This window comes from Yersinia sp. 2553 StPb PI (assembly GCF_052217105.1).
Classification (GTDB): Bacteria; Pseudomonadota; Gammaproteobacteria; order Enterobacterales; family Enterobacteriaceae; genus Yersinia; species Yersinia enterocolitica_E.
On sequence record NZ_JAZGPX010000002.1, the window covers coordinates 57626 to 70821 of the forward strand.

Below are 13196 nucleotides of genomic sequence, written 5' to 3' on the forward strand. Positions count from 1 at the left end.
GCACCGATAGGGAACGCTTAAAAATCCCAATCTTCGTCTTCGGTGTTGACTGCCTTACCAATCACATAAGAGGAGCCAGAACCGGAGAAGAAATCGTGATTCTCGTCTGCATTTGGTGATAATGCCGCCAGAATGGCCGGACTGACTGCTGCCTGACTGGTAGGGAATAAGGCTTCATAACCTAAATTCATTAATGCTTTATTAGCATTATAATGAAGGAACTTTTTGACATCTTCGGTCCAGCCAACCTTATCATACAGATCCTCGGTGTAACGCACCTCATTGTCATATAAGTCTTGCAGCAGATCGAAGGCAAAGTTCTTTATTTCCTGGCGGCGACTATTGTCGACTTTCTCCAACCCTTTCTGAAATTTGTAGCCGATATAATAACCATGTACTGCCTCGTCACGGATGATTAATCGAATAAGATCGGCAGTGTTGGTTAATTTTGCCCGGCTGGACCAATACATCGGTAAATAGAAACCGGAATAGAATAAAAATGATTCCAGAAATACACTGGCTATCTTTTTCTTCAGTGGGTCATCATTATGATAGTGCTGTAAGATAATATTGGCTTTATTTTGTAGTGGGTCATTCTCTTCACTCCAGCGATAGGCATCGTCCACATCAGATGTCATGCAAAGAGTAGAAAAAATAGAGCTATAAGAGCGAGCATGGACCGCCTCCATAAAGCTGATATTTGAGAATACCGCTTCCTCATGAGGGGTAATGGCATCTTTAATCAGTGCCGGCGCACCCAATGTATTCTGAATAGTATCCAGCAGTGTCAGGCCGGTAAAAACCCGAATCGTAAGCTGTTGTTCATTAGGTGTCAGCGTTGCCCAAGAGGGAATGTCATTTGATAGTGGGACTTTTTCCGGCAACCAGAAATTAGCTGTCAGGCGGTTCCATACTTCTAGGTCTTTATCGTCTTCAATCTTATTCCAGTTAATGGCACTGACGTGTGTTATCGGTTTTACTGCGTTCATATCATTTTCCTTATCAACCATTTTTATTCATTCAGTGCCGCGAATTACAGCGAGCAAGAAACACAACCTTCGACTTCAGTGCCTTCAAGCGCCATCTGACGCAGCCGGATGTAATAAATGGTCTTAATCCCTTTCTTCCAGGCATAAATTTGCGCTTTATTAATATGGCGGGTACTGGCGGTATCACGGAAGAACAGGGTCAGTGATAGCCCTTGATCGACATGCTGTGTTGCCTCAGCGTAGGTATCGATAATTTTCTCCGGCCCTATCTGATAAGCATCCTGATAATATTCAAGGTTATCGTTAGTCATATAAGGTGCGGGATAATAGACTCGGCCAATCTTGCCTTCTTTACGAATCTCAATCGGTGAGACAATCGGGTGAATGCTCGATGTCGAGTGATTGATATAGGAAATAGAACCGGTAGGCGGCACCGCCTGCAAGTTCTGGTTATAAATACCGTGTTCCATCACTGATTGGCGTAACGCGGCCCAATCTTGCTGGTCGGGCAGTACAATAGCTGCCTGAGCAAATAGTGCCTGTACTTTGGCGGTTTTAGGCAGCCAGCTCTGCTCGATATATTTTGTGAAATAAGTACCCGAGGCATAATCTGACTCATCAAAGCCTTTAAAGTGGTGGCCTCGTTCTATTGCCAGTTGGTTCGAGGCGCGGATGGCGTGATATACCACGCTATAAAAGTAGATATTAGTAAAATCGAGCGCCTCTTCAGAGCCGTAGAAAATACGCTCGCGGGCCAGATAACCGTGCAGATTCATCTGCCCCAAGCCAATGGCATGGGATTCTTGATTACCTTTCTCGATAGAAGGTACTGAGCGGATATTGCTCATATCGGAGACGGCAGTCAGCCCACGAATAGCGGTTTCAATCGATTTGCCAAAGTCTGGTGAATCCATGGTATGCGCGATATTCATCGAACCAAGGTTACAAGAGATATCTTTACCGATATGGCGATAGCTAAGATCGTCATTGTATTCGGTTGGTGAATTAACCTGCAAAATTTCTGAGCACAGGTTACTCATATTGATTCGACCTTTAATCGGATTGGCGCGATTAACTGTGTCCTCAAACATCATGTAGGGATAGCCGGATTCAAACTGGATCTCGGCTAGAATCTGGAAGAACTCGCGTGCCTTGATTTTGCTTTTATGGATGCGCTTGTCATTGACCATCTCGCGGTATTTTTCGCTGATGCTGATTTCTGACATCGGTAAACCGTAAACCTGTTCTACATCGTAAGGAGAGAACAGGTACATTTCTTCGTTATTCTTCGCCAACTCAAAGGTAATATCCGGGATAACCACACCTAATGAGAGGGTTTTTATACGAACTTTTTCATCGGCGTTTTCGCGTTTGGTATCCAGAAAACGTAAAATATCGGGATGATGGGCATGGAGATATACTGCCCCCGCACCTTGCCGTGCGCCCAACTGGTTAGCATAAGAAAAGGCATCTTCCAGCATTTTCATGATAGGGATGACGCCGGAGGATTGGTTTTCAATCCGTTTGATTGGCGCACCGACTTCACGAATATTACTTAGCAGGAAAGCGACCCCGCCGCCACGCTTGGACAATTGCAGCGCTGAGTTAATGGAGCGGCCAATTGATTCCATATTATCTTCAATGCGTAACAAGAAGCAGGAGACAAGCTCACCACGCTGTTTTTTACCACAATTGAGGAATGTCGGGGTGGCCGGTTGGAATCGACCAGAGATTATCTCTTCTACCAGTTCTTGCGCCAGTGTCGGGTCACCTGCTGCCAGTGTCAGCGCCACCATGCAAACACGGTCTTCGTAGCGTTCCAGATAACGTTTGCCATCAAAGGTTTTCAGGGTATAGCTGGTGTAATATTTAAAGGCGCCAAGGAAAGTGGGAAAACGAAATTTTTTGCTATAGGCCTGCTGGAATAAGCTTTTGATAAAGCTGAAATCGTACTGAGCCAGCACCTCTTTCTCGTAATATCCTTCTTCGACCAGATAATCGAGTTTTTCTTGCAAATTGTGGAAGAACACGGTGTTTTGATTGACGTGTTGCAAGAAATATTGACGTGCCGCCAACCGGTCTTTATCAAACTGGATACGTCCATCAGCATCATAGAGGTTTAGCATCGCATTCAGTGAGTGATAGTCAAGCTCGCTACTGGATGGATCAGTGATATTCAGTTCTGTCGTTGCCAAAATTCAGTTACTCCCTTGCGCACGTTAGCCACATCTTCTGCTGTACCCAGTAGTTCAAAGCGATACAGATAAGGAACCTGACATTTTTGGGAGATGATTTTCCCTGCCAGGCAATAGGCGTCGCCAAAATTAGTGTTACCCGCCGCAATAACGCCGCGGATCAATGAACGGTTGTGTGGATCATTTAGAAATCGAATAACCTGTATCGGTACTGCTCCTATCGTGCTGCCGCCGCCATAGCTGGGTACTAATAAAATATAGGGTTGCTCAAGTTGTAGTTTCCCTCGCGCACCGGCAATGGGGATGCGTATTGCCGGGAGTGCTAACTTTTCGACAAAACGGTGAGTGTTCTCCGAAGAGCTGGAAAAATAGACCAGCGGATTCATCTTGTCCCCCCATCAGGCACTGACGGCCTGAACCAGTGCGTTAATTTTGTCAGGGCGGAAGCCGGACCAATGTTCATTGCCGGCAATAATCACTGGCACCTGCTGATAACCAAGAGATTTCACATGATTTAATGCTTGCAAATCTGCTGTTAAATCAATTGTTTGATAGGATATTCCTTGTTTGTCGAATGCTCGGTAAGTGGCATTGCACTGGACACAATCAGGTTTACTGTAAATAATAATACTCATGATTCGCATTTACCTTTTGTAATGAGGAAAGGCGGATTAGTCAGGTTGTTAAGGTGCCGCGACGACCTGCCTCTGATAATCAACTGCGGTTTCATTTCCGTAGGTGATAAAACAAATACTATATCTAGTGTTTATTTAATTCAACCACACTACATGTAGTTATTTATTGAGAATTTATGCATTGTTCAGCGACAGGGCCGCCAGCACGGGGCTGGCGGTAGATTTAGTAATAATAAGGAGGATAAAAATATTTCTATTGCGGAGTTGTTGCGGGCAAGATGATTTACTGGCGCAGGCTGACGGCTAAGCGGTTAAAGGCATTCATGATACTGATAGCAAAAGTTAAATCGGAAATTTCAGCATCGGTAAAATGTACTTTTAAGGCGTCGAAGATATTATCAGGTGTGCCACTGGTGGTGATGTAAGTCACCGCTTCTGCCCAGTCTAATGCTGCTCTTTCTGCTTCAGTAAATGCATTACTGAGTCGCCAGCCAGCTATCACATCCATTTTGGCATTATCAAAACCGTTCTCACGCAAGAATTTACCGTGCATATTCAAGCAGAATGCGCAGCCGTTGATTTGTGATACCCGCATAAAAATCATTTCTATCAATGCCTTAGGTAATGAACTCTTATCTAACGAGAGAGACGCATTAACCAGTGCTTTATAGGTTGTAGGTGAAAGTTCGGAAAAATAAAGACGTTGTTCAACCATGATATGTTCCTGTGAGGTACCGTAGAGTATGGCGCTACTCTAGCGCTGTGATGACCTATACTATAGAGCCATAAATTACTTATTTTAGTGGGTCATGATGAGGTCTTTTTCACATCTTCTGAGCCTGGATAGCCAACAAAACGAGCCGGTCTACCGTCAGCTTTATCAGCGTATTAAAGATGCCATCGTGCAAGGAGCATTGCTGCCTGACTCGCGGTTACCCTCGATTCGGGTGCTAGCCAGTGAAGTGGGGGTAGCACGAGGTACGGTGGAAAATGCCTATGGTCAATTAATTGCCGAGGGGTATTTGCAAAGTCGTGGGCAGAGTGGGACTTACGTTTCCGCTCAGTTACGTGATACCCCTTTGCTGCCATTAACTCAGAGTGCGCAGCCTGTTGTGGTGAATAAAGTCTCAACGGTTAGTCCGGTGGCGCGGCCCTTCGAGCTAGGATTACCGGCGCTGGACGCTTTCCCCCGAGCGCAATGGGGGCGAATCATGGCCAAACAGTTACATAATCTCACCGCATCATCCCTTGGACATCCCCCCGCTACCGGGCTTGCGTTATTGCGCGAAGCAATAGCACATTATTTACAGTTATCACGCGGGGTGAGTTGCCAGCCTGAACAAGTTTTTATTTGCTCAGGCTATCAGTCATTGCTGGATCTGGTGATCAGTACCTTACTGCAACCGGGCGATCGTGGCTGGTTGGAGGACCCCGGCTATCCTGTGACACGGCAACTGATTCGCGAAGCTGGGCTTATTCCGCATCCGGTCGCAGTTGATCAGGACGGAATGGATGTCGGTGCGGCAATTAACGACTGCCCCCAGGCACGTTTTGCCATCGTCACCCCAGCCCATCAAAGCCCGTTAGGGGTGGCGCTCAGTCTGGCACGACGTATTGCCCTGTTGGATTGGGCCGATCAGCAGCATGCATGGATTATTGAAGATGACTATGACAGTGAGTTCAGGTATCAAGGGCGGCCACTGCCACCGTTGAAAACGTTGGACCGGCAGGGGCGGGTGCTCTATGCCGGTACCTTCAGCAAAGTGATGTTTCCGGCACTGAGGCTGGCTTATCTGGTCGTTCCAGCAGAACGGATGGCACTATTTAATCAGCGATGCCAGTTACGCATTTGTACCAGCCCACCACTGATACAGGCCAGTGTGGCGGAGTTTATCAATCAGGGGCATTTTTATCGCCATCTGAAACGTATGCGTCATTTATATGCCGAACGGCGTGAGATGCTATCGACAAGTCTGAGGCGTCAGTTGGCAGGCGTTGTTGAGGTTGAACAGCAAGCTGGAGGGATACAATTACTGGCGCGATTGGATAAGGGTTTTGCTGATTATGCCGTAGCAATACGGGCGCGGCAGCAAGGGTTAGCGGTTCAGGCGCTATCAGATTGGGCGTTGGCGGAAACGAGCCAGGTAACCGGTAGAAATGGATTGTTGATGGGATTTACTAATCTCACTTCTGTGGCAGAAACTGATCGGCTGGTGACCCTATTGGCCAAAGTTATTACTTCTATGTCTGCTTAATAACCACCATTTACCGAGTAAATGAATTGGCCCGCAGTGCATCTATTATCACTGGGGCCACCGATTAACCAAACTGCCAGATATCGTCATCCCTATAAGTAGACACAGCAATGAGGGGGATAAAATACCGGCGATTTATCAGCTATCAGATTATTTTTAACGGCGTGCTAACAGCACACCCAGAACGATACCGACCGCAGCACCAATACCGACACCTTGCCATGGTTTGTCGCGGATGTAGTCATCTGCGTTACCTGCAACATCTCGGGCATGCTGTTTTAGGCTGGTCGAACCGTTGAAACGCGCTCGCGCATCACGTAATACACCTTCGGCATTGTGGCGCACTTTGGTCAGTTCCTCTTTGGTTTTCTCACCTGATGAACGCAATACATCGTCAAGAGTATCTGCCAGAAGGGTCACGTCCTGATTGAGATCTCTTTCAATTTTTTCTGATTTCTTGAACATTTGACTCTCCGTTTTGCCTGATGAACATTAAGCATAGTCCATCACGTCGCTGTGACATGCGCTTCAGGACTAATCCGAAGGTGAGGGGAGAATTAACCACCATGCCTCCCGAACAGGGCTGCTTTTAAATAGCGTGATTCATAATGTATGGCGTAAATAATAATCACTATTACTTTGTACATTTGGTTACTTAGCGAAACCAATGACTCACGGAAAGGAAAAATTGATTCCTCTATGATTCTTTCAACGGCCCCACCGGGGGCTTAGCGAAACAAACTCTGAGGATTTTAAAATGAAAAAAGTATTAGCGCTGATCGTTGCTGCAACCATGGGTCTGTCTTCTGTTGCTTTCGCTGCTGAAACTACTGCGGCCGCTACAGCAGCACCAGCTGCAACCAGCACTACTGCTGCGCCTGCCGCAGAAAATGCAGCACCAGCTAAAGCAACTCACCATAAAAAACATAAAGCAACCAAACAAACCACAGAACAAAAAGCACAGTCTGCTAAAAAACATGTGAAAAAAGCACCTGCTCAAAAAGCACAGGCCGCTAAAAAACACGTGAAAAAAGCGCCAGCTCAGCCAGCTCAGAAAGCCCAAGCCGCTAAAAAACACCATAAAGCTGTTAAAAAATCAGCAACAGCGCCAGCAGCATAATTATGCCGGAATGCGGGCTACTAAGTACCGCACAGTCTAGCCAATTCCAGACACCCGGTTAACGCCGGGTGTCTTTTTTTATAGGCTAACCATCATGATCAATCGTTATCTGTTCGAGCTGATTTTCAGTGTGATGACCCTATGTGGTGTATCACTTGCCTGTGTGCTGTTTCTTACCGACACCTTTATTTAGTCTCGCAGAGTCTGGATGGCATGTGCGTCACCCTAATAGTGTTGCAATATCAGCGCAAAATATGTTGTTGATGAAGGAACGCAACGATCTGTTGAACCGTTTGTTGATGTAACTTTTCTCTTTCCGTCACTGACGTCGCACAGATAAAGTCTTCGCCTTCCTCTGCCAGAACTGCGCGGGCTGCCGGTTTACAGGTTGGCAGAAAATCGAAATGTCCGCTGTGGGCTAAGGTTCTTGTGGTTATACCCGGCGGATTAAGCTGCTTTATCCACTCGCTCCCGCCCAGATTTAGTGCCATATTCGGTGAGATAAAATAGTGAGCATTAATCAGAAGCAGTGGGGCTGTTAAATGAAACAGGCTACTGTTTTGATAAAAGGGCACCATGCCGGGGTCCAAAGCGACCGCAAAACGTAAACGTTTATCGGCATAATTCCCTTCAAATTTCCGCACTGGAAGTGCCTTTAATTTTACGTCCGCACGGGTATAAAACTGGCAGTTGGCTTGTTCGGGCTGCTGTTGGCAGCTGGCAATGAAACGTGGAAATGAAAGCGTTGCACCCAATGCCGCAATAGCACTATAACCCCCTTTCGAATGGCCAATTACTCCAATAGGCTGATTATCCAGTACCGACTTCCAGCGCGAATCAGACAGTAATGCGCTAATAATAAAAGAGATATCTTCAGTTTGTAACCATAGCTGTGCCGATTTGGCCGGAATAGAATTACCAGTGGTACTGCCTGGGTGATTGGCTGCGACTACCACCATACCTTGCTGCACCAACTTATCTGCCAACCACGCCATACTGGTATTGTTGCCACCACTGCCGTGGCTGAGGACAATCAATGGAAATTGGCCTGTGGCAAGGGGGGCATCAGGTAAAACCGAGATACCGTTGAAGACGGCACTATCACCCAGTAGGGACGTTGTTCCCTGTTTCGCCGTTGGATAATAAATTAAGCTATCAAGTTGGCGCTGGCGTTGAGTGTCATTGAATGAAATGTGAGTAACCGCTGTTTGCCAGCCATAACTGACCATCGGGAAAAACAGCAAAAAACAGAAGCACAGCACAGCATTTTTCATGATTTAATATCCTGACTGATTGAGTTATTTGTCACCTTAGAGGGAAGAGCATTTAGCCGCGACCTCGATCATGATCCAGTCCCTGAACCTGCTTGTTTTCGCTTATCTGGCTGTCTACACTACAAAACCGTTATTCACGATATCCACTTGTTAAGGCAAGGGTTATGCCACTGATCCCCGTCTCTTTTCTGTTATCAATTTTATGTATTGGTTTGTTTTATCATTTGATTAAATCCGGTAAGCAGAGAGGATTCTTACTGCTGCTATTGCTGGTTTGTGCATTACAAAGCGGGTTGATTGGCTTGCGCTATGGCTATCATCTTGCCCTGTTTAATGGCTTACAACCTATCGTCGCTATGACTATCCCCCCGCTGACTTATTTAGCACTCCTCAGTACAACCGGGGAGAGGAGGGCGGGTATTCGCCAGCTTGGGATACATGCTTTAGGCCCTATCGGTACGGCAATTTGTGTCTGGATCGCGCCGCAGTGGCTCGATGCAATGGTCATTATCAGTTATTTGTCTTATGGCCTTGCGGTGCTGGTTTACTTGCGCCCTGGTGAGGATCGTTTGCAACAGATCTCTGTGGAAAGAATTTGGCTTAGCTACCGGTTATGGCTTCTGATGGCTATCTTGCTGATTGGGTCGGGGGTGGGCGATATCATTATCAGTGCTGACTATGCATTTTTTGCCGGAAATCAGGCTGGGTTAATAGCCAGCTTGAGCAACCTTTTGATTACGTTGGCAATGTGCTACACCCTAGCGACCAGCGCACATCGTGAAGAGCCGATTGCTGCGGTGTCGGCTGAGTTGGCGGTAATGGATGATAAGCCATTAGCTGAATCGCTGGAGGCGCTTTTCTCTGTCATCTTATTGACCTTAAAGAAAAATAATCTGTATCTGGAGAGTCAACTCAACTTATCAACGTTGGCGCGCAAAGTTGGTGTTGCCCCGCGCAAAGTGTCGCAGGCCATTAATCAGCAAACGGGGCAAAATGTTTCGCAATACGTTAATCAGTTGCGGGTCGATCATGCCGCGATGCTATTGATGCGTACGGAGCTGCTAGTGATCGATATTATGCTAGAGGCGGGGTTCCAGACTAAATCAAATTTTAATCGCGAGTTTATGCGAGTTAAGGGCATTACCCCATCGCAATGGCGTGAAAACAAGCCCTCACTGGGGGCGGAATAAGATTTTATTATCCGTAACTCAGTCAGCCTCTTTTTGTGGTGGTTTTGGCGTGCGACGCTACCACGCCAGCAACGGATTATTAACGCGCCAGTCGAGTAGAAACAACGCTGATGAGATGAACATGGCGTGTAGACTATTCCGAAATAGTCGTTTTGAGCCAATAAATACGTGGTTTCCCTTATTTATTACGGTAAGGTCGCTCAATAGTAGTCAAAAAGAGGGGAAATAAATGTATTTACGGCCAGATGAAGTGGCTAAGGTCCTGGAGAATGCCGGTTTTGATCGGGATTATACGGTTGATCAGGCTTACGGTTATCGTAAAGCGGAGCATTACGTTTATGTTAACCGTGAAGCCCGAATGGGCAGGACAGCATTGGTTATTCACCCAGCGCATAAAGATAAAAGCTTGTTGTTTGCCACACCCACGGCAACTATTCGTATCAGTGATAAGTATGTGGAGTTTCCGCTCTATCTGGCCGGTGAAGCTGATGACCGCTACGGTATTGCCCACGGTTTTAGCTCAAGAGAAATGTTATTGCGTTATCTAAACAGTATGTACCCGTAAAACTAGCTCGACTTGGCGCAATAAATGTCACCGCGCCGTAGCGCCAGAATCAATGCAATACGGCGTCAGCTTCCTGATTAAACTGCATATTATATTGTCGGCGGAATTGCGCCAATTCAAAGGCATCTAAATCCAGTTCTGCGAAATAGAACAAAGCCGCTTCGGTATGTTCGGCCGTTAGCATTGGGGATATATGTGAGCGAATCAGCGTATTGCGCCATTGCATCACATTTTCATCGGAAGAGTCTTTGATAAAGGTTTGGTAAATAAAGACCAGATAAGCTGCCTTTCTCACATCCTCGGCATAGCCATTGCTGGTGGAGCGGATAAACATTTGTGTCTGACGTTGCCCCATCTCTTGCAACATGGATTCAATGTAAATCGGTTTTATCTTCAGTAAATTGGCCAGTGTATCCACCGCTTTGCGGGTATCTGATGTCAACACACGGTAGCCGACAATAAAAACTACGATCAAAACAGCAATAATTATCCACGTCATTGAATGTTTCTTTGCGCCATAAAAGGTGTAATTGACAACGTAAAATTATCTGGCTGTTAAATCGCCTGAGTAGATAAAGTCAACGAAGTGTTTAAGGGTTATCGCCACTGAAATTATCGCTATTTTGTTGCTGATTATTCAGATGATGATTGAAAGCGGCAGCATCTTTCGCCAGAGCATCAAGATGTGCACCTAACACTTTAATCTGCCTAACTAATGAATGTTGTTCTGGCAAGGTGTTGGCAGTATTAAGCTTTCTAAGCAACATATCATTTTTAGCACGCAATGCTGTTTCCCGTGCTTTTGACTGCTCCAGTTCATGTTGCAATGCATTGTAGCTTGCCTGCCATGTCTGATGCTGCTTCTCAAAAGTTGACTGCAACTCACTCATTGCATTAAGAAACTGTACTTCAAGCTCACGCATTGTCATTGCTTTTCCTTTATGACGGCTTCCGATTTTCATTGGCATTATAACGAAGTCTGAGCATAACCTCACCCGCTAGAATCTGTCTTTCTATCCCGGCACAGGATGCCACCGGACGATGTATGACAGTTGGTTTTATACCCGTCATACTTCAAACTGCATGTGCGTTGGCTGCCATCACTCACCCAGGTCATTGAGTTATTTCAACTCCGTGGGTTCATTTCGTTGCTGCCTTCCTGCAACTTGAATTATTTAGGGTATATCATAATTTATGCACGATTTGTTTTTATCATTCATTTAATACTTAAAATAAATAAGCCTTGCTATTAATATCTCAGCATGCGTTAATAGCTTCATCGGTTTGTAGCACAGACCTATTTATGTAAGCCATTTAAGTAAAGCAGTTCCTAGTTAAAGCGATATTTTTTAGACATCACTTCTCCGACGAATTTCCTTCTTTAGTGCCCCCATAAGTAACTCTTGATCAGCAGACCACAATTGCCACGTTTTGGCACAAATAATGAAGGAAATATCTCTATGTCTAATAAAATGACTGGTTTAGTAAAATGGTTTGACGCTGGTAAAGGTTTTGGTTTTATTTCTCCTGCTGACGGTAGCAAAGATGTATTCGTACATTTCTCTGCAATCCAGGGCACTGATTACAAAACTCTTGATGAAGGCCAGAACGTAGAGTTCAGCATCGAGCAAGGCCAGAAAGGCCCTTCAGCTGTAAACGTAGTAGCACTGTAATTTACACTGCTATCTATCACGTTTAGCTGTAATTAAATCTGGCTCAGGTCAGATTTTTTTTGGTAAACGTATTGTTGGTAAAAAGTATTGTTGGAAAGTTGCGATAGCGATGATGGCCTAAGCCGGAGCAGACAATAATATCCTCAATAATATTATTCTTATCTCTAAAATAAGATTAACCAACAACCTAAAAACCTCGCCACGGCGGGGTTTTTAGTTTTCTAAAATCGTCGATATTGATTCATTACTCTGGAATATCCCCCTTAGTTATATTTAAATTGCCGCCGATACACCGCAGGTGTGATCCCTACTTTTTGGCGAAATGCATTTCTAAAACCTTCAATGGTCTGAAATCCGCAATATTCGGCAATCCTCGCAATACTCATCTGATCCCTTTCTAGTAATTCTTTCGCTTTGTGCATTCTCTCGTGCTGTAACCATATTTTGGGTGATTGGCCCGTGGCGGCAGAAAAATGCCGTAAAAATGTCCTGTCACTGAGCGCCAATTCGGCGGCCATTTGGCTGACACTCCAATTTTGGGCCAGTTGCCCGCGCACTTGCTGCATCATTTTTGCCATATCCCGATGCGTTTCTTTGGCAAGCGGCAGCGGAATAAATTGCTGTTGCCCGCCCCGTCGCTGGGGAGCCATGACTAACCGCTGTGCTACCTGATTGGCGATTTTAGCCCCAAAATCACGGGTAATCAGATGTAAGCAGGCATCAATACCGGCACTGCTACCCGCAGAGGTGATAATTTGCCCCTCATCTACATACAAGACATTGGCATCGACATGAATGTCAGGATAGTGTTGTGCCAGATAATCGGTATAGCGCCAGTGAGTTGTGGCGCTTTTCCCCTGTAATAACCCCGCAGCCGCCAGTACAAAAACGCCAGAACAGATGGATATAATGCGTGCACCACGTGCAACTGCTTGCTGCAAAGCCTCGGTAAGTGCTGTTGGAGGGAGGGCGTCAGGGCTGCGCCAACCGGGTATCACAATGGTTTTAGCCTGTTCCAGTAGGGACAAATCGGTATCAACTTGAATATGTAGGCTGCCATTGGCCGTAGTGATGTGTTGTTCTACACCGACCACTTGGTGCCGGTACCAGGGAAAATCAAATTCAGGGCGAGCTAAACCAAATATTTCCTGCGCAATACCAAACTCAAATAGGCACAATCCGTCGTAAGCCAGCGTCACCACTAATCCCGGCTCCTCCGTTGGTCTGTTGGCAGATATTGATGCAGTTGAAATATTCATTGGCGTATCTCAGTGGTTTATTGTCATTTCTGCCACTGTAA

General features: G+C 45.9%; 15 protein-coding genes. 5 read left to right on the forward strand and 10 right to left on the reverse strand.

Features of this window, described 5'->3' with window-relative positions:
* Positions 1-17: 17 nt before the first annotated feature.
* From nrdF to V2A84_RS01340, 5 genes are all read right to left on the reverse strand, one after another.
* Positions 18-989, reverse strand: coding sequence for a class 1b ribonucleoside-diphosphate reductase subunit beta (gene nrdF, locus V2A84_RS01320; RefSeq protein WP_083164116.1), 972 nt, complete (start codon positions 987-989; stop codon positions 18-20).
* A 44-nt stretch (positions 990-1033) separates the two neighbouring features.
* Positions 1034-3184, reverse strand: coding sequence for a class 1b ribonucleoside-diphosphate reductase subunit alpha (gene nrdE / locus V2A84_RS01325; protein WP_442848516.1), 2151 nt, complete (start codon positions 3182-3184; stop codon positions 1034-1036).
* Positions 3166-3570, reverse strand: coding sequence for a class Ib ribonucleoside-diphosphate reductase assembly flavoprotein NrdI (gene nrdI, locus V2A84_RS01330; protein ID WP_083163019.1), 405 nt, complete (start codon positions 3568-3570; stop codon positions 3166-3168). Before nrdI ends, nrdE begins: the two co-directional genes overlap by 19 nt.
* Before the next feature lie 12 nt (positions 3571-3582).
* A complete protein-coding gene (nrdH, locus tag V2A84_RS01335) occupies positions 3583-3819 on the reverse strand; it encodes a glutaredoxin-like protein NrdH (RefSeq protein ID WP_083163021.1) in 237 nt (78 codons plus the stop codon).
* A 283-nt stretch (positions 3820-4102) separates the two neighbouring features.
* Positions 4103-4534, reverse strand: coding sequence for a carboxymuconolactone decarboxylase family protein (locus V2A84_RS01340; protein WP_083163023.1), 432 nt, complete (start codon positions 4532-4534; stop codon positions 4103-4105).
* 94 nt (positions 4535-4628) lie between these two features.
* On the opposite strand from V2A84_RS01340, the gene pdxR reads away from it, so the two are divergent.
* On the forward strand, positions 4629-6074 hold the full coding sequence (pdxR, locus tag V2A84_RS01345; RefSeq protein WP_083163025.1) for a MocR-like pyridoxine biosynthesis transcription factor PdxR: 1446 nt from the start codon (positions 4629-4631) through the stop codon (positions 6072-6074).
* Between the two features lie 156 nt (positions 6075-6230).
* Here pdxR and V2A84_RS01350 read toward each other — a convergent pair whose 3' ends face one another.
* Positions 6231-6539 (reverse strand): DUF883 family protein, encoded by a 309-nt coding sequence (locus V2A84_RS01350; RefSeq protein ID WP_083163027.1) that lies wholly within the window; start codon positions 6537-6539, stop codon positions 6231-6233.
* Positions 6540-6831: 292 nt separating this feature from the next.
* Between V2A84_RS01350 and asr the strand changes: the two genes are divergently transcribed.
* Entirely contained in the window at positions 6832-7194 is a 363-nt protein-coding gene (gene asr, locus V2A84_RS01355; protein WP_083163029.1) for an acid resistance repetitive basic protein Asr, read from the forward strand.
* A gap of 242 nt (positions 7195-7436) precedes the next feature.
* On the opposite strand, the gene V2A84_RS01360 is transcribed toward asr, so the two are convergent.
* On the reverse strand, positions 7437-8468 hold the full coding sequence (locus V2A84_RS01360) for a hypothetical protein (protein WP_227746583.1): 1032 nt from the start codon (positions 8466-8468) through the stop codon (positions 7437-7439).
* Between the two features lie 164 nt (positions 8469-8632).
* On the opposite strand from V2A84_RS01360, the gene V2A84_RS01365 reads away from it, so the two are divergent.
* Together V2A84_RS01365 and V2A84_RS01370 are read left to right on the forward strand one after the other, a co-directional pair.
* Complete coding sequence (locus tag V2A84_RS01365; RefSeq protein WP_083163031.1) at positions 8633-9658, forward strand: helix-turn-helix domain-containing protein; 1026 nt, start codon at positions 8633-8635, stop codon at positions 9656-9658.
* Positions 9659-9887: 229 nt separating this feature from the next.
* Positions 9888-10223, forward strand: coding sequence for a DUF2002 family protein (locus V2A84_RS01370; protein ID WP_083163033.1), 336 nt, complete (start codon positions 9888-9890; stop codon positions 10221-10223).
* Positions 10224-10272: 49 nt separating this feature from the next.
* Here V2A84_RS01370 and V2A84_RS01375 read toward each other — a convergent pair whose 3' ends face one another.
* Positions 10273-10722 carry a DUF1198 domain-containing protein gene (locus tag V2A84_RS01375; RefSeq protein ID WP_083163035.1) on the reverse strand — a complete coding sequence of 150 codons (450 nt, stop codon included), beginning with the start codon at positions 10720-10722 and terminating at the stop codon, positions 10273-10275.
* A 91-nt stretch (positions 10723-10813) separates the two neighbouring features.
* Positions 10814-11152 carry an MbeD/MobD family mobilization/exclusion protein gene (locus V2A84_RS01380; protein ID WP_083163037.1) on the reverse strand — a complete coding sequence of 113 codons (339 nt, stop codon included), beginning with the start codon at positions 11150-11152 and terminating at the stop codon, positions 10814-10816.
* Positions 11153-11683: 531 nt separating this feature from the next.
* Between V2A84_RS01380 and cspE the strand changes: the two genes are divergently transcribed.
* Entirely contained in the window at positions 11684-11896 is a 213-nt protein-coding gene (gene cspE, locus V2A84_RS01385; RefSeq protein ID WP_005275958.1) for a transcription antiterminator/RNA stability regulator CspE, read from the forward strand.
* Between the two features lie 263 nt (positions 11897-12159).
* Here cspE and ftrA read toward each other — a convergent pair whose 3' ends face one another.
* A complete protein-coding gene (gene ftrA, locus V2A84_RS01390) occupies positions 12160-13155 on the reverse strand; it encodes a transcriptional regulator FtrA (RefSeq protein WP_372569513.1) in 996 nt (331 codons plus the stop codon).
* Between the last annotated feature and the right edge of the window lie 41 nt (positions 13156-13196).

Bases quoted from the DNA above. Each gene is read 5' to 3' on its own strand.
- nrdF (WP_083164116.1), bottom strand. From the start codon at position 989: ATGAACGCAGTAAAACCGATAACACACGTCAGTGCCATTAACTGGAAT.
- nrdI (WP_083163019.1), bottom strand. From the start codon at position 3,570: ATGAATCCGCTGGTCTATTTTTCCAGCTCTTCGGAGAACACTCACCGT.
- nrdH (WP_083163021.1), bottom strand. From the start codon at position 3,819: ATGAGTATTATTATTTACAGTAAACCTGATTGTGTCCAGTGCAATGCC.
- V2A84_RS01340 (WP_083163023.1), bottom strand. From the start codon at position 4,534: ATGGTTGAACAACGTCTTTATTTTTCCGAACTTTCACCTACAACCTAT.
- pdxR (WP_083163025.1), top strand. From the start codon at position 4,629: ATGATGAGGTCTTTTTCACATCTTCTGAGCCTGGATAGCCAACAAAAC.
- V2A84_RS01350 (WP_083163027.1), bottom strand. From the start codon at position 6,539: ATGTTCAAGAAATCAGAAAAAATTGAAAGAGATCTCAATCAGGACGTG.
- asr (WP_083163029.1), top strand. From the start codon at position 6,832: ATGAAAAAAGTATTAGCGCTGATCGTTGCTGCAACCATGGGTCTGTCT.
- V2A84_RS01360 (WP_227746583.1), bottom strand. From the start codon at position 8,468: ATGAAAAATGCTGTGCTGTGCTTCTGTTTTTTGCTGTTTTTCCCGATG.
- V2A84_RS01365 (WP_083163031.1), top strand. From the start codon at position 8,633: ATGCCACTGATCCCCGTCTCTTTTCTGTTATCAATTTTATGTATTGGT.
- V2A84_RS01370 (WP_083163033.1), top strand. From the start codon at position 9,888: ATGTATTTACGGCCAGATGAAGTGGCTAAGGTCCTGGAGAATGCCGGT.
- V2A84_RS01375 (WP_083163035.1), bottom strand. From the start codon at position 10,722: ATGACGTGGATAATTATTGCTGTTTTGATCGTAGTTTTTATTGTCGGC.
- V2A84_RS01380 (WP_083163037.1), bottom strand. From the start codon at position 11,152: ATGACAATGCGTGAGCTTGAAGTACAGTTTCTTAATGCAATGAGTGAG.
- cspE (WP_005275958.1), top strand. From the start codon at position 11,684: ATGTCTAATAAAATGACTGGTTTAGTAAAATGGTTTGACGCTGGTAAA.
- ftrA (WP_372569513.1), bottom strand. From the start codon at position 13,155: ATGAATATTTCAACTGCATCAATATCTGCCAACAGACCAACGGAGGAG.